The organism is Escherichia sp. Marseille-Q3837 (genome assembly GCF_916618735.1).
GTDB classification, from domain to species: domain Bacteria; phylum Pseudomonadota; class Gammaproteobacteria; order Enterobacterales; family Enterobacteriaceae; genus Escherichia; species Escherichia ruysiae.
Window position 1 is genome coordinate 1,773,391 of sequence record NZ_CAKAKC010000001.1, and the last position, 19,435, is coordinate 1,792,825.

The 19,435-nt window shown below is 51.0% G+C and carries 19 protein-coding genes and 1 tRNA gene; 12 read left to right on the forward strand and 8 right to left on the reverse strand.

Translation table 11 applies throughout. The features are described 5' to 3' along the window. Positions 1–414 precede the first annotated feature (414 nt). The 5 genes from tssF to LG381_RS08295 all read left to right on the forward strand — a co-directional run bounded on the left by tssF (position 415) and on the right by LG381_RS08295 (position 5,691). Entirely contained in the window at positions 415–2,178 is a 1,764-nt protein-coding gene (tssF, locus tag LG381_RS08275) for a type VI secretion system baseplate subunit TssF (protein WP_225762259.1), read from the forward strand. After that, positions 2,133–3,236 carry a type VI secretion system baseplate subunit TssG gene (gene tssG / locus LG381_RS08280; protein WP_137598319.1) on the forward strand — a complete coding sequence of 368 codons (1,104 nt, stop codon included), beginning with the start codon at positions 2,133–2,135 and terminating at the stop codon, positions 3,234–3,236. Before tssF ends, tssG begins: the two co-directional genes overlap by 46 nt. After that, on the forward strand, positions 3,217–3,753 hold the full coding sequence (gene tssJ / locus LG381_RS08285; RefSeq protein ID WP_024165233.1) for a type VI secretion system lipoprotein TssJ: 537 nt from the start codon (positions 3,217–3,219) through the stop codon (positions 3,751–3,753). The genes tssG and tssJ overlap by 20 nt, the downstream gene beginning before the upstream one ends. Then, positions 3,746–4,198: a type VI secretion system baseplate subunit TssE gene (gene tssE / locus LG381_RS08290; RefSeq protein ID WP_001000321.1), complete on the forward strand. Its 453-nt coding sequence runs from the start codon at positions 3,746–3,748 to the stop codon at positions 4,196–4,198. Before tssJ ends, tssE begins: the two co-directional genes overlap by 8 nt. Before the next feature lie 89 nt (positions 4,199–4,287). Further along, the gene (locus LG381_RS08295; RefSeq protein ID WP_225762260.1) at positions 4,288–5,691 is read left to right on the forward strand and encodes a VasL domain-containing protein; all 1,404 of its coding nucleotides are present in this window, start codon (positions 4,288–4,290) and stop codon (positions 5,689–5,691) included. A 76-nt stretch (positions 5,692–5,767) separates the two neighbouring features. Here LG381_RS08295 and LG381_RS08300 read toward each other — a convergent pair. Then, positions 5,768–5,843 (reverse strand) — tRNA-Phe (locus LG381_RS08300). Between the two features lie 104 nt (positions 5,844–5,947). Continuing rightward, on the reverse strand, positions 5,948–6,655 hold the full coding sequence (locus LG381_RS08305; RefSeq protein ID WP_000234488.1) for a DUF554 domain-containing protein: 708 nt from the start codon (positions 6,653–6,655) through the stop codon (positions 5,948–5,950). 152 nt (positions 6,656–6,807) lie between these two features. Between LG381_RS08305 and LG381_RS08310 the strand changes: the two genes are divergently transcribed. After that, entirely contained in the window at positions 6,808–6,891 is an 84-nt protein-coding gene (locus tag LG381_RS08310) for a hypothetical protein (RefSeq protein ID WP_212741836.1), read from the forward strand. A gap of 162 nt (positions 6,892–7,053) precedes the next feature. Further along, positions 7,054–9,189 carry an ornithine decarboxylase gene (gene speC, locus LG381_RS08315; protein ID WP_225762261.1) on the forward strand — a complete coding sequence of 712 codons (2,136 nt, stop codon included), beginning with the start codon at positions 7,054–7,056 and terminating at the stop codon, positions 9,187–9,189. Between the two features lie 47 nt (positions 9,190–9,236). Here the strand turns inward: speC and nupG are convergent, their stop codons facing one another. The 4 genes from nupG to mutY form a co-directional block, all read right to left on the reverse strand. Further along, on the reverse strand, positions 9,237–10,493 hold the full coding sequence (nupG, locus tag LG381_RS08320) for a nucleoside permease NupG (RefSeq protein WP_001049787.1): 1,257 nt from the start codon (positions 10,491–10,493) through the stop codon (positions 9,237–9,239). 199 nt (positions 10,494–10,692) lie between these two features. Beyond that, a complete protein-coding gene (gene mltC / locus LG381_RS08325) occupies positions 10,693–11,772 on the reverse strand; it encodes a membrane-bound lytic murein transglycosylase MltC (RefSeq protein WP_225762975.1) in 1,080 nt (359 codons plus the stop codon). A gap of 64 nt (positions 11,773–11,836) precedes the next feature. Then, entirely contained in the window at positions 11,837–12,112 is a 276-nt protein-coding gene (locus tag LG381_RS08330; RefSeq protein ID WP_000091700.1) for an oxidative damage protection protein, read from the reverse strand. A gap of 27 nt (positions 12,113–12,139) precedes the next feature. Beyond that, positions 12,140–13,192, reverse strand: coding sequence for an A/G-specific adenine glycosylase (gene mutY / locus LG381_RS08335; protein ID WP_225762262.1), 1,053 nt, complete (start codon positions 13,190–13,192; stop codon positions 12,140–12,142). A gap of 160 nt (positions 13,193–13,352) precedes the next feature. Here mutY and trmB point away from each other — a divergent pair, with 160 nt between their 5' ends. From trmB to LG381_RS08360, 5 genes are all read left to right on the forward strand, one after another. Continuing rightward, on the forward strand, positions 13,353–14,072 hold the full coding sequence (gene trmB, locus LG381_RS08340; RefSeq protein ID WP_000786911.1) for a tRNA (guanosine(46)-N7)-methyltransferase TrmB: 720 nt from the start codon (positions 13,353–13,355) through the stop codon (positions 14,070–14,072). Beyond that, on the forward strand, positions 14,072–14,398 hold the full coding sequence (locus LG381_RS08345) for a YggL family protein (RefSeq protein WP_001107564.1): 327 nt from the start codon (positions 14,072–14,074) through the stop codon (positions 14,396–14,398). Before trmB ends, LG381_RS08345 begins: the two co-directional genes overlap by 1 nt. A gap of 182 nt (positions 14,399–14,580) precedes the next feature. Beyond that, positions 14,581–15,300, forward strand: a complete 720-nt coding sequence (locus LG381_RS08350) for a DUF2884 domain-containing protein (RefSeq protein WP_225762263.1) — start codon at positions 14,581–14,583, stop codon at positions 15,298–15,300. 175 nt (positions 15,301–15,475) lie between these two features. Beyond that, positions 15,476–16,522: an L-asparaginase 2 gene (gene ansB, locus LG381_RS08355; RefSeq protein ID WP_032226203.1), complete on the forward strand. Its 1,047-nt coding sequence runs from the start codon at positions 15,476–15,478 to the stop codon at positions 16,520–16,522. Positions 16,523–16,638: 116 nt separating this feature from the next. Beyond that, on the forward strand, positions 16,639–17,646 hold the full coding sequence (locus LG381_RS08360) for a DUF1202 family protein (protein ID WP_225762264.1): 1,008 nt from the start codon (positions 16,639–16,641) through the stop codon (positions 17,644–17,646). A gap of 62 nt (positions 17,647–17,708) precedes the next feature. On the opposite strand, the gene hemW is transcribed toward LG381_RS08360, so the two are convergent. Both hemW and LG381_RS08370 read right to left on the reverse strand, forming a co-directional pair. Continuing rightward, positions 17,709–18,845, reverse strand: coding sequence for a radical SAM family heme chaperone HemW (gene hemW, locus LG381_RS08365; protein ID WP_105280227.1), 1,137 nt, complete (start codon positions 18,843–18,845; stop codon positions 17,709–17,711). Next, a complete protein-coding gene (locus LG381_RS08370) occupies positions 18,838–19,431 on the reverse strand; it encodes an XTP/dITP diphosphatase (RefSeq protein ID WP_225762265.1) in 594 nt (197 codons plus the stop codon). Before LG381_RS08370 ends, hemW begins: the two co-directional genes overlap by 8 nt. Between the last annotated feature and the right edge of the window lie 4 nt (positions 19,432–19,435).

Here is a 19,435-nt window from a genome sequence, read left to right on the forward strand (position 1 = left end):
CTTCCCTTTAATTTACAGAGCGAATAAAAATCTCTGGCTTATACATCTTTTATTGATATCTGTTTATTCATCCTTACGGGTTGTCCTGGTTCTGGAGATGGAATCATGCCAGAAGAGGAGGTTAAGGTTAGTTCATCTGATGGAATTGTCTGTTTTTGTGCTCTCAATACTGAAGGTTATCGATGGTCAGATATCGCTATTTATCCCAGAAATATGTCTGGCGGTCGGCGGAAATATATATTTTGAGCTGGCTTTAAGATATTGGGTGGGGAATATGTTCAGAAAAATATCTGCCGGATTTGAAATGTTAAATGAGAAGATAAAACCCATTTCTCTCATTCCCCTCAAAGTGGTGAGATAGCATTCCCTTTTAGGGAAGGGAACATTCTTTTCTATATATTGAGCCATTCTTTTATGAAAGATCTAACACTACGCTATTTTGATGCGGAAATGCGCTACCTTCGTGAGACGGCGAAAGAGTTCGCACAAACTCATCCTGATCGGGCTGCGATGTTGGACATGGATAAAGCCGGTACACCGGACCCGTATGTCGAACGTCTGTTTGAAGGCTTTGCCTTTTCGATGGGGCGGCTGCGTGAAAAAATTGACGACGACCTGCCTGAGCTTACTGAAGGGCTGGTCAGTATGCTCTGGCCACACTATCTGCGCACTATTCCTTCACTTTCAGTCGTGGCACTCACCCCGGCGCTACACGCCATGAAAATGGCGGAAGTGGTGCCTGCAGGTCTTGAAGTGTATTCCCGACCAGTAGGACCGAAGAACACCGTTTGTCGTTACCGTACCACGCAGGATGTGATGCTCAATCCCCTCAGTGTTTCAGGCATCACTATGACCACCGAACCTGACGGTCGCTCGCTGCTACGGATACGCTTTGCCTGCAGCAGCCAGGCGGACTGGTCGAATGCTGATCTTAGTTGCCTGAGCCTGTATCTTGGGGCTGATGCTCCGGTCAGTAGCCAGTTGCACCTGATGCTAACGAAACGCCAGGCGGCGTTGTATATGCGCCTGCCCGGTCAGACTGATCGTATCCGCCTTGACGGGTATTTCTCGCCGGGCGGGTTTGCCGAAGAAGACCGTCTGTGGCCGAAAGGCGATAGTGCTTTCAGCGGCTATCAGTTGCTGCTGGAATACTTTACCTTCCGGGATAAGTTTATGTTCGTCCATCTCAACGGCCTGGAGGGGATCACACCTCCTGCCGGGGCGGAGTATTTCGACATTGAAGTGGTGCTCAGTACACCGTGGCCGCCTGATCTGCCAGTCACCGATGATGCCATTCGCCTCCACTGCGTACCGGTGATTAACCTGTTTACCCTGGAGGCTGATCCGCTCATCATCACCGGACTTGAAAGTGAATATCTGCTGCGTCCTAAACGGCTGCAGGACGGGCATACCGAGATTTATGCTGTGGATTCGGTTACCGGTTCAAACCGAACCAATGACGCAGAGTATGTTCCGTTCAGCAGCTTCCGCCACAAAGGGGGGATGATGCGTCGCCATGCGCCTCCGCGCTATTACCATACGCGCGTTAAGCGCAGCGTGACCGGACTGTATGACACCTGGTTAATTCTTGGGGGGCATCAGTGGGAAGATGATCGACTTGTCGAGCGTGAAGTTGTGTCGCTGCAAATCACCGGCACGAACGGTCAACTGCCGCGCCGGGCGCTGCAGAGTACACTGCTTGACCGCTGTGAGCAGGTCGTGGATACGCAGCTTTCAGTGCGCAACCTCTGCAAGCCAACGCTGCCGGTTTACCCGCCCGCTGAAGACCGTTTCCACTGGCGAGTACTGAGCCACCTGGGATCAGGGTTCCTCAACATGATGAGTACCGCTGAAGTGCTGCGTGGAACGCTTGCGCTGTACAACTGGCAAGATGATGAACTGAACATCCGGCGTCTGGAGGCGATTCAGCATGTGGCTCATCATCGTCTGCAGCGGTTCGAGCAGGGCTTCCTGTTACGAGGGCTGGATATTGAAGTGACGCTCGACAACAACGGGTTTACGGGCGAGGGCGATATTCATTTGTTTGGTGAGATGCTTAACCGTTTCTTTGTGCTCTATGCCGATATGAACCAATTTAACCAGCTTACCCTCATTATCCAGCCAGAAGGAAAATGCATCCGGTGGAAAGAGAACCACAGCCCGCGCCTGCCCGGTTAATTGCACAGTGGGGTGACCGGCTGTCGTATATGAATTTTTACCGCTTCTGCCAGTTGCTGGAGCAAAGCCAACCGGATCAACCGGTCACCGGTAGTACCTGGCAGGTACGACATGAACAGGTGCGCTTTCGCCCGCATCCGGGGATGGGGTTTCCGGCCTCTGAAATCAAAGGTGTGGAATTACCTGAGTATCCGCACTTACCCCCAACGGTACGCATCACATTTATGGGGCTTTACGGCGTGGAATCTCCATTGCCGACGCACTATATCGATGACATCACCCAACGCCGCGAAGGGTACGAAGCCACCAGCGATTTCCTCGATATCTTCAACCATCGGCTGATTGCCCAATACTACCGCATCTGGCGTAAATACTCGTACCCGGCCACTTTTAAAGAAGGCGGTAAGGACAAAATATCGCAGTATCTGCTGGGGTTGGCTGGGCTTGGGATTGACGGCTGCACCGACAGTATCGCCGCTCCCGCCTCACGCTTTCTGGCGTTGCTGCCGGTGATGTTGCTACCGGGGCGTACTGCGGAAGGTATGGCCTCTCTGGTGCGTTTGTTGGCACCCAATACACAGGCGAAAATCTGGCATCACGACAAACACCGGGTGCCACTGAAAAAAACGCTGACCATGAGCGTGAGTAATCCCTCCACTCTGATAAATCGCCCAGTGATGGGCAACTATGCCACTGACGTTAACAGCCGGGTGTTGATGCGCCTTACCACGACGGACCCGGCTGAAGTGCAGGGCTGGTTACCCGGTAGTGAGCTTCATACAGATTTAATGGCTCTGCTGCATGTCTATCTTGGCTCACGCCTTGATGTCCGCCTGCAGTTGTGTGTCGACCGTAGCCTGCTACCGGATGCCACAATGAACAGCAAGCCTAAAGTCGGTGCAGTGCAATTAGGGCGTACAGCCGTAATGCGTCCACTGAGTGTGGCGGACACTGCTACATACAGTAAAACAATAACCATCAATCTTGGCCGCTATGAGCGGGTACAGGAAAATATTCACCGCAGGGAGACCGATGAAGATGGCGATTATCGCTGGTAAATTTCCCCTGGTTGCGCTGACTACGGGCATCACACTGATGCTGGCTGGGTGTGGCCTGACCCAGAGCATTACGGACGGCACTGTCGCCGTGACAAAATCGATTTTTTATAAACAGGTGAAAACCCTGCATCTGGATATTCGGGCACGCGAGGCGCTGAACCTCAATGCCAGTGAAGTGGCGCTGTCCATAGTGGTGCGCATTTACCAGCTCAAGGATCGCAAAACCTTCGACAGCACGGATTACCCTTCGCTGTTTAAGTCTGACAGTCAGGCTATTAAGGCTGATCTGGTGGCGGAGAAAGATATCCGCCTGCAGCCGGGTGGGGCAGTGATGGTTGATATGCCGATGGAGGAAAGTGCGCAGTATGTGGCGGTGGCGGGCATGTTTATGTCGCCGGATCAGGTGAGTAACAGCTGGCGGGTGGTGTTAAGCCGTGACGATCTTGACCCGGATAAAGCCCGAATCATTGAAGCAGGAAGCAACCAACTGACTCTGAAGGTGCTGAAAGATGAATGACACTCCCCATCCGTCATTGTATGAAATCCTGTTTGGGAATTTTACCGGAGGGCTGGATCTGCATCAGGTTAGCGAGCAGAACCAGACGATCCTCTCAGTGCTGGACAATATGCAGCGCATTCTTAACTGTCGTGCCGGTACGCTGGCGCATTTACCTGACTACGGTCTGCCGGATATGACCAAAATCCTTCAGGGGATGCCGGGTATGGCGCATGAACTTATGGGGGCATTATCTGCTGTACTGCTCAAATATGAGCCACGCCTGCAAAAAATAACCGTTGTTTTGCTGGAACAAGAGATTCCCGGTGAGCTGTGCTATGCCATTGATGCTGAACTTAAAGGTATTGGCCTGGTGCGTTATAGCACCGAATTTGTACCCGAAGGTCGAGTTCTGTTGAGGCATTTGAAGCAACAACAGTATCTCGACACGACAACCCGTATGTAATGTTTCTTCCTTAATTCGGCAACGCTCTGAATATGCCGCAGAAACGATAGTCTTCTATAACCGCAAGCACGTCAGATGGACAACAGGTCATGAATGACATTACCCCACGTAAAATCAAAACCGGCGGTGACCCGCGCACGCTACCGGATTATGCTGCCCTGCGCGATGAACTGAATAAGCTTACACATCCGGCGCGTCCGGATGTGAACTGGCATTATGTCGAGAAACTTTGTCTTTCACTGTTTGATCAAAATGGTGTAGAGCTGCAGACGGCAGCCTGGTATACGCTGGCTCGTACGCAACTGGCTGGATTATTCGGTCTCAATGAAGGTCTGGCAATACTGGAGGCTCTGATAAGTCATGAGTGGGGCGTGCTCTGGCCGCAGCCTGTTCACGTTCGAATGGAGATCCTGAGTAATCTGAGTCAGCGTTTGCAGCAACGTATACGCTCGCTGCCGCTGATATACAGCGACCTTGGTCAGTTGTATCGGGCAGAACAACTGCTTACCCGTCTGGGGGAAGTATTACAGCGTCTGGAGCTTAGGCATCTCAGCCAACTGGATACTTTGCGTGCCCTGATACACAACAACGCTGTCAGCCTGGAAAGCAGCGATGGTACAACCAGCACAGGGACGACAATTCGGTCTGGTATAGTGTCGCCTGCCACAGTAATAAATAGAACCGATATATCAATAGGTTCCCATGCTGAAAGCCTGTTTGAAGATCCCCGAAGGCCAGGCGGTACGGTGAAGTGGGTGTATGTTACACAACCGAACGTAGAGGTGCTCCCGGCAATACCCGCGCCAGTAAAAAGGTGGAAATCTTTTGTTGCTGGGATGTGTTCCATGCTGATGATAAGTGCAGCAATGGTATGGGGCTGGCAATATTTTCACCGGTCGGATCCATTACAAGCCCAGCTTACTGCCTCTTTAACTCCATTACCCGCAATACTCACGCCTGAACAACTGGATATATTGCGGCAGCAATCTCCCTTGCCACAAACTTTAATAACGCAAACACAGCAGCAACTTGCACTTCTGGACAAGCTACCACCGGACTGGCTCATTACCCGAGGCTGGCAACTTGTCGAACAAGCCCAGTCGATTTGGCCGGAGCGGGCAAAACCTCTGATGCAACAGTGGCAGCAACAACTTAATGTTGCCGCATTGCCGACAGGAAACCTGAATGGCTGGCATCAGGGAATGATGACGCTACAGAAACTGAGTGAACGACTGAACGGACTGGATGAGCATAAGGGGAAATATATGACGGTCAGTGAACTGAAATCAGTTGTTTATTCCGCTATGCAGCTATTTAACCAATCCATACCGGCTGAAGAACAACTGCGGATACTGGCACAATCGCCGGTAGGGCAGCCACTCCCTCCTGCCGCAGGGGCTCAGGCAGAGATGCGCCTGAAACAACTTATCGCCAGGTATGCCGACATTAAACAGAATGCTTCGAAGTTAAAAGGTGTGAATGGTTATGAATGATCTGTAACAACGACCAGAAATTTATCGTAGCCAGAAAAAGAAAAAGCCCCGCTTTTCAGCGAGGCCTTATGAATAGTGGTGCCCGGACTCGGAATCGAACCAAGGACACGGGGATTTTCAATCCCCTGCTCTACCGACTGAGCTATCCGGGCAACGGGGCGCATTAAACCTGATTCGCCTCGTCTCGTCAATCAAATTTCTTCAATTTACGGCAGACTGCACAATCTATCATCACTTTGCCGCTATTACACACATTTCAGGCAAACCAGGCGGTCCAGGCGGCGGAAAGAGGCATTGCCAGAAGCAGTGCTGGAAGCATGTTGACTACCGGGAACATTTTAATGCCACAGATGCGCAAACCGGTCGCCAGAAGCAATAAACCGCCTACGGCGCTAAAGTCCGCCATCATCGCCGGTGTCGTTAGCGGTAATATCAGCGCGGCTCCCCAGGCCAGTGTTAACTGGATGATGAGCAATGGAATGCTAATCACTGATACCGCAATCCCCAGAGAGCAGGCGAAGATCATCGCCGTAAAGAAATCAAGAAATGACTTGGCGATTAAAATACTCGGATCGCCGGTCATTCCTTCATTCATCGCGCCGAAGATCCCTGTACCGCTGGCACAAAACAGGACAATAATCGCAACAAAATTTTGAATAAATGATTCATGCGCTGGCTTCTTGTGCGAGTGGCGAAACAGATTTTGCGCTCTGGCAACCGCTGTATTGACTCCTTTCTCCAGCAAACACATTTCGCCGATTAGAGCGCCAAGTAGCGTTGCTAAAACCATCGCCGGAAGGTTGGCGCATTTCACCACCAGTAAAATACCAATCCCCAACGATGCCAGACCAAAAATCGATGTCATTGAGACGCGGATACGTTCCGGTAAACGTTGGCTAAGCAGTGCGCCGAGAATGCCACCCAGTAATACTGCACTAGCGTTGATAAAAGGGCCGATGACCACAAGAGTTCCTGTTAACTGTATTGTTTGATTTTTTTATTATGAACTTTTTGCCCCGTTTATAGCTTGCCTGGACGCAAAGTCCTGGCTTGCACGCTTTAGCGAAAGGTGCCATGATTGCGCGAATTTTCTCCTCTCTGTACGGAGTTTGCCTGATGCATGCCACCTCCTTACATTCTCTCGCTCCTCGCCGTTTTGCGCGAAAATATTCCCTTTCCATGTTACTGCTCATGCGGTGAAGTTAACGCACGCTCACTGCAGGACAACAGTAAAATCAGAGCGTTTCTGCTTTTACTGATGTCTGGCGGTCGGAGCTGGTGACCAGTTTGACCCCCATCTCATGGGGCAAGGTTTTTCACCTTGTCCGATATTCTTACCTCCCCGAAACGGGTTTTGCGTTTATGAAATCAATGAGTATTGCCGCCAGTAATGAACTGGTTTCCCGACTTTCTACCCATCGTCGCGTGGTGGCGCTGGAAGATACTGATTTTACGGACGTCGCGGCAGTCGTCATTACCGCTGCGGATAGTCGTAGTGGCATTCTTGCGTTACTTAAGCGAACCGGTTTTCATCTGCCGGTGTTTTTGTATTCTGACAATGCTGTTGAAGTGCCTGCGGGCGTTACGGCGATTATCAACGGTAACGAGCAGCAGTGGCTGGTGCTGGAGTCTGCTGCTTGCCAGTATGAAGAGAATTTGCTGCCACCGTTTTATGACACGCTGACGCAGTACGTTGAGATGGGCAACAGCACTTTTGCTTGCCCTGGGCATCAACATGGTGCGTTCTTTAAAAAGCATCCTGCCGGACGCCATTTTTACGATTTCTTTGGTGAGAACGTCTTTCGCGCCGATATGTGTAATGCCGATGTGAAACTGGGCGATCTGCTTATTCATGAAGGCTCGGCGAAGGATGCGCAGAAATTCGCAGCCAAAGTTTTTCATGCCGATAAAACCTATTTTGTTCTTAACGGTACTTCAGCAGCGAATAAAGTGGTGACGAATGCGTTGCTAACGCGGGGTGATCTGGTGCTGTTCGACCGCAATAATCATAAGTCGAACCATCACGGCGCGTTGATTCAGGCAGGTGCGACGCCGGTGTATCTGGAGGCCGCGCGTAACCCGTTCGGTTTTATCGGCGGTATTGATGCGCGCTGTTTTAATGAAGATTATTTGCGCGAGCAAATTCGCGACGTTGCGCCAGAAAAAGCTGAGCAATCGCGCCCGTTTCGCCTGGCAATCATTCAGTTAGGAACCTATGACGGCACTGTCTATAACGCTCGTCAGGTGATCGATACCATTGGGCATCTGTGCGATTACATTCTGTTTGATTCCGCATGGGTTGGTTATGAACAGTTTATCCCGATGATGGCGGATAGCTCGCCGCTGCTGTTAGAACTTAACGAAAACGATCCGGGGATCTTTGTTACCCAGTCGGTGCATAAACAGCAGGCGGGATTCTCGCAGACGTCGCAGATCCATAAAAAAGATAACCATATTCGCGGGCAGGCGCGTTTTTGCCCACATAAGCGGTTGAATAATGCCTTTATGCTCCATGCTTCCACCAGTCCGTTCTATCCGCTATTTGCCGCGCTGGACGTCAATGCCAAAATCCATGAAGGGGAGAGTGGGCGTCGGCTATGGGCTGAGTGCGTTGAGTTGGGGATTGAAGCGCGCAAGGCGATTCTTGCGCGCTGTAAGCTGTTCCGTCCGTTTATTCCGCCCGTTGTCGATAGCAAATTGTGGCAGGATTATCCGACGTCAGTGTTGGCCAGTGACCGCTGTTTCTTCAGCTTTGAGCCAGGAGCAAAGTGGCACGGCTTTGAGGGATATGCCGCAGACCAGTATTTTGTTGATCCGTGCAAGCTATTACTGACCACGCCGGGAATCAATGCCGAAACCGGTGAATATAGCGATTTTGGCGTACCGGCGACGATTCTGGCGCATTATCTGCGTGAGAACGGCATTGTGCCGGAAAAATGCGATCTCAACTCCATTCTGTTCTTATTAACGCCGGCTGAAAGTCACGAGAAGCTGGCTCAACTGGTGTTGATGCTGGCGCAGTTTGAACAGCATATTGAGGATGATTCGCCGCTGGCTGAGGTGCTACCGAGTGTTTATAACAAATATCCGGTACGCTACCGCGACTACACTTTGCGCCAGTTGTGTCAGGAGATGCACGATTTGTATGTCAGCTTCGACGTCAAAGACCTGCAAAAAGCGATGTTCCGCCAGCAGAGTTTCCCGTCAGTGGTGATGAATCCGCAGGATGCGCATAGCGCCTATATTCGCGGTGAAGTGGAATTGGTGCGGATTCGTGATGCCGAAGGGCGAATTGCGGCAGAAGGGGCGTTGCCTTATCCACCTGGCGTGCTTTGCGTGGTGCCGGGGGAAGTCTGGGGTGGAGCGGTTCAGCGTTATTTCCTTGCGCTGGAAGAGGGCGTGAATTTGCTGCCGGGGTTTTCGCCGGAGCTACAAGGTGTCTATAGCGAAACCGATGCGGATGGCATGAAACGGTTGTACGGTTATGTGTTGAAGTGAGAATAAAAAACGGGTCACCTTCTGGCGACCCGTTTCTCTTTGCGTAATTAGTGGCTAACAGTCTGTGTGCCCGCAGGGACACGAACGTGTTTGTATTTAAACATCGCCATGAACGCGAAGGCCAGAACCACAGAGTAACCTGCGAAAATCAGCCATACGGTCTGCCAGTCGGTAATGCCGTTTTGGGTGTACATCTCAACCACTTTACCGCTCACAATACCGCCGAGGATACAGCCGAAGCCGTTGGTCATCATCAGGAACATCCCCTGCGCACTGGCACGAATTGCCGGGCTGACTTCTTTTTCGACAAACACTGAACCAGAGATGTTGAAGAAGTCGAATGCGCAGCCGTAGACAATCATTGACAGCACCAGCAGTACAGTACCGAACGGAGTCGGGTCGCCATAAGCAAACAGCGCAAAACGCAGGATCCACGCCACAATACTGATCATCATTACGTTCTTAATACCGTAGCGGCTTAAGAAGAACGGGATGGTCAGAATGAACAGAGTTTCCGAGATCTGCGAAATCGACATGATGATCGACGCATGTTGCACGATGAAGCTGCTGGCAAACATCGGATCTTTGTCGAAGCTGTGCAGGAAAGTATTACCGAACATGTTGGTAATCTGCAGTTCCGCACCCAGCAACATCGAGAAGATGAAGAAAATCGCCATACGCTTGTTTTTAAACAGCGCGAATGCATCAAGCCCCAGCAAAGTCGTCCAGCTCTGATTCGCTTGCTGTTTAGCAACCGGAATATGCGGCAGCGTAAAGGTAAACAGCACCAGAACGGCGGAGAGAGCTGCGCCAATATACAGCTGCATGTGGCTTAATTCGAAGCCAGACAGGCTCACCACCCACATCGCCATAATAAAGCCGATGGTGCCCCAGATACGGATTGGCGGGAAATCCGTCACAATATCCAGCCCGGCATTTTGCAGGCGATAGTAGGAGATAGTGTTGATTAACCCAAGCGTTGGCATATAGGCAAACGAGTTAATCAATATCACAAGGAACATCGCCTCCGGCGTGGTGACTTGCGCCGCCATGAAGAGCGTGATCGCGCCGATAGTGTGACAAATGGCGTAAACCCATTTCGCACTTAACCATTTGTCGGCCACAATCCCCAGCAACGCAGGCATAAAGACAGCGGCGATACCCAGTGAACTATAAACTGCGCCGATAGAAGCACCGTCGAACTTCAGGGTAACAAACATATAGGAGCCGAGGGTCGTCAGCCAACTTCCCCACAGGCAGAACTGCAGAAAAGAGAGAATTTTCAGCTGCAGCTTAAGATTCATGTTAATTTCCTCACATCATGATGCGGATGAGTGTTTCAAAAAGCACATTTGACCGTGCAAGATGATGCGATTCTATCAACTTCACTGACTGTTTTTTTGTTACCCGTGGCAAATAATTGCAAATAATCTCAACTTGCAGAGCGAAATTGTGATGCGTATAACACTTTGCCTCGGAGTATTGTCAGAGGCAAAGGTGAAATTATCGGCGGCGATAAGATTTCTGTGCCATGTTCACTTTATAGAGATAGCGGCGAGATTCCGCAGACGGATGGCGGGTCGTCAGCGTCTGATAAACATCGCCCGGCGTCATAGTATTTATAATAGCGGCAGCCTGAATTTTATCGTTCGAGAAGACGCGTAATACGCTGCCTGCACCACCGTTATAGGCGGTGATGACGGCATAACGCCGCGACGTTGGGTTATCAATGCCGCCAAGATAAACATTGTTCAGCATCGCCAGATACGCAGTGCCGGTATCAATATTGCTGGCAGGATCAAACAAGAAACTGCGGCTCGGCGTGCCGGATTTCCCCTGCGAGCGGAACACATCTTTCCCGGCAGTATGTTGTACCACCTGCATTAATCCCAGCGCATCGGAACGGCTGACCGCATACGGGTTAAAGGAAGATTCAGTCTGCATAATTGCCAGAATCAGCGACTCATCAATGCCATATTTCCGTGACGCCTGGCGGACCATGCCGAGATATTTGTGCGCACGTTTATCAAGGTGGTTCGGCACCATGTTAATGGTGACGCTGTAGATGATACGCAGCCCGTTGCTGCGGCTCTTCAGACGGTTTTTCAGCAGATAATCCGCGAAGTTGCTTGCGCGACCTTCCCAGCGAATCGGCTGCCCGGTGTTGTCCACCACCTGACCGTAAAGGAAAGGTTCTTTCGAAATCGTAATATCATCAACGTCGGAATAGAGATCGACCGAACTCGGATCGTCGCCCATCAGCAACGTTTTGATAATTGCCCGGCGCAAATGCGCGGCAGGTTCTGTCCCGGCGATGGTTTCGATAGTAATCGTACCGTCATCAAAGTTGATGTGGCTGCGGGTCTGGTATTGATCGGTGTATTTCACGTAGTCCTTAGGACCGGCGATCACCACCTCTTTGAATCCCCAGATGTTCTCAATATTGTGGGCAAATTGCCCCATCAGAATATCAAAACCGTTGGTGTCTTTGACCCAGGCTTCATTATAGGTATCGCCTTTTTTGGTCGTCGAGCAGGAGATGAGCAACGGCGCAATCAAAGCCAGCGCGAGATATTTTTTCATCATTCCGGGTGCGTGTTGTGTTTGTTTTTATGCAAGTTGCCGGAGGCGTACTCCGGCACTGTTTTTATTTTTTATCTTCCGGCGTATAGCCCTCGATATGCACCTCTTTACCTTCGAACAGGAAGTTGACCATCTCCTGCTCCAGCAGCTTGCGGTGCTCGGCATTCATCATGTTGAGTTTCTTTTCGTTAATCAGCATGGTTTGTTTGTGCTGCCACTGCGCCCAGGCTTCTTTGGAAATCTCGTTGTAGATGCGTTTTCCCAGTTCGCCGGGGTATAGCTGAAAATCCTGACCTTCTGCTTCACGCTGCAGGAAAGTACAAAAAATCGTTCTGCTCATAAATCATCCTCTTTATCGACTCACGCGCTAAACCGGCGCGCCAGTGCGTAACTGCTGTAACAAACGCTCCACGGGAGCCGCCAGACCAACTGACGGCGGTTGCGCTAAGTTATACCAGAGCGCATTGCCTTCATCCATGCAACCGGTGAATGACGACACGGGAAGCCACATAGGCACAATATCTAAATGGAAATGGCTGAAGGTATGCCGAAACGCGGTGAGTTGCGTCAGGTTATCAGTAGCAATCTGCCGTTGCGCCAGCCACTGCCGCAAACTTTCTTCGTCGGCAAACTGCGGGAAACAGTATAAACCGCCCCACAATCCGCTCGGCGGACGCTGCGCCAGAAATACTTCATCTTCGTGCTGTAACAGCAAAAAGTAGCCGGTGCGCTCCGGTAATGTCTGTTTCGGTTTTTTGCCCGGATAAAGCGACCAGCTATTGTTGGCGGCGGCAATACACCCGTTTTGTAGCGGGCAGAGCGAACACTTCGGCTTCGAGCGCGTACAAATCATCGCGCCTAAATCCATCATCGCCTGATTAAACCGCTCCACGCCGACGGCGGGCGTAACCTGCTCGCTTAAACTCCACAGTTTATTTTCGACCTCTTTTTTCCCTGGCCAGCCGCTTACAGCATAGCAGCGAGCCAGCACGCGTTTGACGTTACCGTCGAGAATCGGAAAGTGCTTACCCAGAGAAAGCGAGAGGATCGCGCCTGCAGTGGAGCGTCCGACGCCAGGCAGCGCGGCGACTTCCTCAAAGGTTTCCGGGAATTTACCGTCGTGTAAGGTGGCAACTTGCTGTGCCGCTTTATGCAGATTGCGCGCGCGGGCGTAATAGCCAAGCCCGGTCCACAAGTGGAGAACTTCGTCCAGCGGCGCGTTGGCGAGATCGGTCACCGTCGGGAAGCGCGCCATAAAGCGTTCAAAATAGGGGATAACGGTCGCAACCTGAGTTTGTTGCAACATCACTTCTGAGAGCCATACTTTGTAGGGCGTCTTGTCAATTTGCCAGGGCAGAGTTTTTCGCCCGTATTTATCGTACCAGTCCAGAACCAGGGCTGAAAATTGCGACGCTTGCATGGTCACCGAATTCATTGTTGTTGGGGGCAAGATTGCAGCACAGCGACGGCAGGGTGTAAACCGGAACTTTCCGCAGCCACGGCCTTATCATGCTTGCATCCGGCAACTAACTTTGGATAATGCCCGTTTTCAGAACACTTTCACAAGCGACTAAATCTTTATGAAAAACGACGTCATTTCACCGGAATTTGATGAAAACGGCCGCCCACTGCGCCGTATCCGTAGTTTTGTGCGCCGCCAGGGGCGACTGACCAAAGGCCAGGAACATGCGCTGGAAAACTACTGGCCGGTGATGGGCGTTGAGTTCAGCGAAGATATGCTGGATTTCCCCGCGCTTTTTGGCCGTGAAGCGCCGGTGACGCTTGAGATTGGTTTTGGCATGGGGGCGTCGCTGGTGGCAATGGCTAAAGATCGCCCCGAGCAGGACTTCCTCGGCATTGAAGTGCATTCACCGGGCGTTGGTGCGTGCCTGGCTTCTGCGCATGAAGAGGGCTTAAGCAACCTGCGCGTGATGTGTCACGATGCGGTTGAAGTGCTGCATAAAATGATTCCTGACAATTCATTGCGCATGGTGCAGCTCTTTTTCCCTGACCCGTGGCACAAAGCGCGCCATAATAAACGCCGTATCGTTCAGGTGCCGTTTGCCGAACTGGTAAAAAGCAAACTGCAGCTGGGGGGCGTATTCCATATGGCGACCGACTGGGAACCTTATGCGGAACATATGCTTGAAGTGATGTCTTCTATTGACGGTTATAAAAACCTGTCAGAGAGCAATGATTACGTACCGCGTCCGGCATCACGTCCGGTGACGAAATTTGAACAACGTGGTCATCGTCTTGGTCACGGAGTATGGGACTTAATGTTCGAGAGGGTGAAATAATGGCAAAGAACCGTAGCCGTCGTCTGCGTAAAAAAATGCACATCGACGAATTCCAGGAATTAGGATTTTCGGTGGCATGGCGATTCCCGGAAGGTACATCGGAAGAACAGATTGATAAAACCGTTGATGACTTTATTAACGAGGTTATCGAACCGAACAAACTGGCCTTTGACGGCAGCGGCTATCTGGCCTGGGAAGGTCTGATCTGTATGCAGGAAATCGGCAAATGCACCGAAGAACATCAGGCGATTGTGCGTAAGTGGCTGGAAGAGCGCAAACTGGATGAGGTACGCACCAGCGAACTTTTCGACGTTTGGTGGGACTAAGAAAACATACGGGCGATGACAAATGCAAAACTGCCTGATGCGCTACGCTTATCAGGTCTACAAAGATGCACGATCGAGTAGGCCGGATAAGGCGTTTACGCCGCATCCGGCATGGACAACGCGCACTTTGTTATCAATCTGGGCCAGCAAATGCTGGCCTGATTTGTTCTTGAGGGAAGATTATGATGCGCAAAATGCTGCTGGCGGCAGCACTTTCAGTGACGGCAATGACCGCTCACGCCGACTACCAGTGCAGCGTCACGCCGCGTGACGATGTGATTGTCAGCCCGCAAACCGTGCAGGTGAAGGGCGAAAACGGCAATCTGGTGATCACGCCAGACGGCAACGTGATGTACAACGGCAAACAATATTCTCTGAACGCTGCCCAACGCGAGCAGGCGAAGGATTATCAGGCAGAATTGCGCAGTACGTTACCGTGGATTGATGAAGGCGCGAAAAGTCGCGTCGAGAAAGCTCGCGTCGCGCTGGATAAAATTATCGTTCAGGAGATGGGCGAAAGCAGCAAAATGCGCAGCCGTCTGACCAAACTGGATGCGCAATTAAAAGAGCAGATGAACCGCATTATCGAAACGCGCAGCGATGGCCTGACGTTCCACTATAAAGCTATCGATCAGGTTCGCGCCGAAGGCCAGCAGTTAGTGAATCAGGCAATGGGCGGTATTTTGCAGGACAGCATTAATGAAATGGGCGCGAAAGCGGTGCTGAAAAGCGGCGGTAACCCATTACAGAACGTGCTGGGAAGCCTGGGGGGGCTGCAATCCTCAATCCAAACCGAGTGGAAAAAGCAGGAAAAAGATTTCCAGCAGTTTGGCAAAGATGTCTGTAGCCGTGTCGTAACACTGGAAGATAGCCGCAATGCCCTGGTCGGGAATTTGAAATAATCCTCTATTTTAAGACGGCATAATACTTTTTTATGCCGTTTAATTCTTCGTTTTGTTACCTGCCTCTAACTTTATAGATCTCCAAAATTCATTCACGTTGTAAATTGTTTAACGTCAAATTTTCCATACAAAGCTAAGGGATAATACGTAGCGTTCACGTAACTGGAGGAATGAAATGGAGTTTTTCAAAAAGACGGCACTTGCCGCACTGGTTATGGGTTTTAGTGGTGCAGCATTAGCATTACCGAATATCACCATTTTAGCGACCGGCGGGACGATTGCCGGCGGTGGTGACTCCGCAACCAAATCTAACTACACAGCGGGTAAAGTTGGCGTAGAAAATCTGGTCAATGCGGTGCCGCAACTGAAGGACATTGCGAACGTTAAAGGCGAGCAGGTAGTTAACATTGGCTCCCAGGACATGAATGATAATGTCTGGCTGACGCTGGCGAAAAAAATTAACACCGACTGCGATAAAACCGACGGCTTCGTTATTACCCACGGTACTGACACGATGGAAGAAACCGCTTACTTCCTCGACCTGACCGTGAAATGTGACAAGCCTGTAGTGATGGTAGGCGCAATGCGCCCGTCCACTTCCATGAGCGCAGACGGTCCATTTAATCTGTATAACGCGGTAGTGACCGCAGCCGATAAAGCCTCCGCCAACCGTGGTGTGCTGGTGGTGATGAACGACACCGTGCTTGATGGCCGTGATGTCACCAAAACTAATACCACCGATGTAGCGACCTTCAAATCTGTTAACTACGGTCCGTTGGGTTACATTCACAACGGTAAGATTGACTACCAGCGTACTCCGGCACGTAAGCACACCAGCGACACGCCGTTCGATGTCTCTAAGCTGAATGAACTACCGAAAGTCGGCATCGTTTATAACTACGCCAACGCATCCGATCTTCCGGTAAAAGCACTGGTAGATGCAGGCTACGACGGTATCGTTAGCGCCGGTGTGGGTAACGGCAATCTGTATAAAACCGTGTTCGACACCCTGGCGACCGCTGCGAAAAACGGCACTGCGGTAGTACGTTCTTCCCGCGTACCGACGGGCGCAACCACTCAGGATGCCGAAGTGGATGACGCAAAATACGGTTTCGTCGCTTCTGGCACGCTGAACCCGCAAAAAGCGCGCGTTCTGCTGCAACTGGCACTGACGCAAACCAAAGATCCACAGCAGATCCAGCAGATTTTCAATCAGTACTAATCGCCTCGCCCCGGTATCGTGCCGGGGCTTTTTCACTTCAGACTCACGTCCATTGCCAATTGTTATTACCCTGATGATAATCACTGGAATAAATTATTCCTCGCGAGGGTTTTCTGGTGAAAAAGCAATGGATTGTAGGCACGGCGCTGTTTGTGTTGATGTCTGGTAATGGCTGGGCCGATGGCGAACCGCCAACTGAAAATGTCTTAAAAGATCAATTCAACAAGCAGTATCACGGTATTCTCAAGCTTGATGCCATCAGTTTAAAAAACCTTGATGCGAAAGGTAATCAGGCCACCTGGTCAGCGGAAGGCGATGTTTCTTCCAGTGATGATCTCTATACCTGGGTTGGTCAACTGGCAGACTACCAACTACTGGGGCAGACCTGGACGAAAGATAAGCCCGTAAAATTTTCGGCGATGTTAACCAGTAAAGGAACACCTGCGTCTGGCTGGACGGTGAGCTTTTACTCTTTTCAGGCAGCAGCCAGCGATCGTGGACGGGTGGTCGACGATATCAAAACGAATAATAAATATCTGATCGTGAATAGCGAAGATTTCAATTATCGCTTTAGTCAGCTTGAGTCAGCGTTGAATACCCAGAAGAACTCGATTCCTGCGCTGGAAAAGGAAGTGAAAGAGCTTGATAAGCAAATGGCGGCGGCGCAGAAAGCAGCAGATACATATTGGGGAAAAGATGCAAACGGCAAGCAAATGACCCGCGAAGACGCCTTTAAAAAAATTCACCAACAGCGTGATGAGTTTAATAAACAGAATGATAGCGAGGCGTTCGCGGTTAAATATGACAAAGAGGTTTATCAACCGGCGATTGCGGCATGTCATAAACAAAGCGAAGAGTGTTATGAAGTGCCGATTCAGCAGAAACGGGATTTCGATATCAACGAACAGCGGCGACAGACCTTTCTGCAATCACAAAAACTTAGCCGTAAATTGCAGGATGACTGGATAACGCTCGAGAAAGGGCAATATCCGTTAACGATGAAAGTTTCAGAAATAAACAGTAAAAAAGTCGCGATATTAATGAAGATTGACGATATCAATCAGGCGAGCGATCGCTGGAAAAAAGATACCGAACAATTACGACGTAATGGGGTGATTAAGTAATTATTGCGACGACGTATGACCTGTAGCCGGATGCTGCGTTCACGCCGCATCCGGCTACAAGTTTACTCCGCCAGAAAAAGCTCCAGCAGCGAATTTAAAAACAACTTCCCATGTTCCGTTATCTGCCAGTAATCTGCACACTCAGTGAGATAACCCTGAGCGATAGCCTCGTCTAACTGTTGGCGAATCACCTCTTCAGAAAGACCTGTGTACTGGCTAAACTCCACGCGCGGTGCGGCTTCCAGCAAACGGAAGCGATTCATAAAGAACTCGAATGGCTTATCTGCGGTTTCAACATCGCGCTGGCTTTCCAGATACCTTCCCTGCATAAAACCACGCGGATGACGCGTTTTGGTGGTACGCAGAATGCGCCCGTTCGGGAAGCTCACTTTGCCGTGTGCACCGCAGCCGATGCCGATGTAGTCACCAAATCGCCAGTAGTTAAGATTGTGCTGGCACTGATAACCCGGTTTGGCGTAAGCGGAAGTTTCATATTGCTGATAACCCGCTGCGGTTAATAACTGATGCCCCTGTTCGAAAATATCCCACAGCGCGTCGTCGTCCGGCAGTACCGGCGGTCGTGAACCAAACAGCGTATTAGGTTCGATGGTCAGTTGATACCAGGAAAGATGCGGCGGATTCAGTTCAATAGCCTGGCGCAGATCGCCAAGCGCCTCTTCCAGCGATTGATCCGGTAGCCCATGCATTAAATCAAGGTTAAAGCTACGCAGCCCCAGCTCGCTTGCCAGTTTTGCAGCACGCTTCGCTTCTTGCGGGCCATGAATACGTCCCAGCCGTTTCAACTTTTCTTCGCTAAAACTCTGTACCCCAATAGAGATACGATTTACACCGGCACGCTGATAATCAACAAAGCGATCGGCTTCTACCGTACCGGGGTTCGCTTCCATGGTAATTTCTGCATCCGCTGCCAGCGGCAAACGCGCACGCACGCCGTCCAGCAGCGTTTGCATCGCCGGGCCGGAAAGCAGGCTCGGCGTACCACCGCCAATAAAGATTGTCTTTACTTCACGGTTCTGTGCGTAAACGACATCGTTGTCCAGATCGCTAAGCAAATGCTGAACATAATCATCGTGCGGCACTTCCCCTTTCAACGCGTGAGAGTTGAAATCGCAGTACGGGCATTTCTGCACGCACCACGGGATGTGAATGTAAAGACTCAGCGGCGGTAATTTAACCATTACGTAAAGCGTCCAGCAGCAGTTTCAATGCCTGACCACGATGGGAAATGGCGCTCTTTTCTTCGCGGGTCAGTTCGGCAGCGGTTTTGCCTTCGGAAGGCACGAAGAAAATTGGATCATAACCAAAGCCGCCAGTACCGGAAGGTTCACGGGTAATCACGCCCGGCCAGCTGCCGTGACATACCAGCGGAGTGGGATCTTCCGCGTGACGCAGATACACCAGCACACAGTGGAAGCGAGCCTGACGTTGGTCGTCCGGTACGTCTTTCAGTGTTCCCAGCAGTTTTTGCAGATTCTTTTGATCGGTCGCGTCTTCACCGGAATAACGCGCGGAGTAAATCCCTGGCGCGCCACCCAGCGCATCTACCGCCAGACCGGAGTCGTCGGCAATCGCCGGTAAACCGGTCGCTTTTGCCGCGTGGCGCGCTTTCAGAATCGCGTTTTCGATAAAGGTCAGGCCGGTTTCTTCGGCGGAATCAACGCCAAGCTCCGTTTGAGCCACGATATCAAGACCGAAGTCGCTAAGCAGCGACGCCAGCTCACGCACTTTACCGGCATTGCCGGTTGCGAGGACAACTTTTTGCATAGGA

Coding starts and splice junctions, on each gene's coding strand:
- tssF (WP_225762259.1), top strand. CDS start 415: ATGAAAGATCTAACACTACGCTATTTTGATGCGGAAATGCGCTACCTT.
- tssG (WP_137598319.1), top strand. CDS start 2,133: ATGCATCCGGTGGAAAGAGAACCACAGCCCGCGCCTGCCCGGTTAATT.
- tssJ (WP_024165233.1), top strand. CDS start 3,217: ATGGCGATTATCGCTGGTAAATTTCCCCTGGTTGCGCTGACTACGGGC.
- tssE (WP_001000321.1), top strand. CDS start 3,746: ATGAATGACACTCCCCATCCGTCATTGTATGAAATCCTGTTTGGGAAT.
- LG381_RS08295 (WP_225762260.1), top strand. CDS start 4,288: ATGAATGACATTACCCCACGTAAAATCAAAACCGGCGGTGACCCGCGC.
- LG381_RS08310 (WP_212741836.1), top strand. CDS start 6,808: ATGCATGCCACCTCCTTACATTCTCTCGCTCCTCGCCGTTTTGCGCGA.
- speC (WP_225762261.1), top strand. CDS start 7,054: ATGAAATCAATGAGTATTGCCGCCAGTAATGAACTGGTTTCCCGACTT.
- nupG (WP_001049787.1), bottom strand. CDS start 10,493: ATGAATCTTAAGCTGCAGCTGAAAATTCTCTCTTTTCTGCAGTTCTGC.
- mltC (WP_225762975.1), bottom strand. CDS start 11,772: ATGAAAAAATATCTCGCGCTGGCTTTGATTGCGCCGTTGCTCATCTCC.
- LG381_RS08330 (WP_000091700.1), bottom strand. CDS start 12,112: ATGAGCAGAACGATTTTTTGTACTTTCCTGCAGCGTGAAGCAGAAGGT.
- mutY (WP_225762262.1), bottom strand. CDS start 13,192: ATGCAAGCGTCGCAATTTTCAGCCCTGGTTCTGGACTGGTACGATAAA.
- trmB (WP_000786911.1), top strand. CDS start 13,353: ATGAAAAACGACGTCATTTCACCGGAATTTGATGAAAACGGCCGCCCA.
- LG381_RS08345 (WP_001107564.1), top strand. CDS start 14,072: ATGGCAAAGAACCGTAGCCGTCGTCTGCGTAAAAAAATGCACATCGAC.
- LG381_RS08350 (WP_225762263.1), top strand. CDS start 14,581: ATGATGCGCAAAATGCTGCTGGCGGCAGCACTTTCAGTGACGGCAATG.
- ansB (WP_032226203.1), top strand. CDS start 15,476: ATGGAGTTTTTCAAAAAGACGGCACTTGCCGCACTGGTTATGGGTTTT.
- hemW (WP_105280227.1), bottom strand. CDS start 18,845: ATGGTTAAATTACCGCCGCTGAGTCTTTACATTCACATCCCGTGGTGC.
- LG381_RS08370 (WP_225762265.1), bottom strand. CDS start 19,431: ATGCAAAAAGTTGTCCTCGCAACCGGCAATGCCGGTAAAGTGCGTGAG.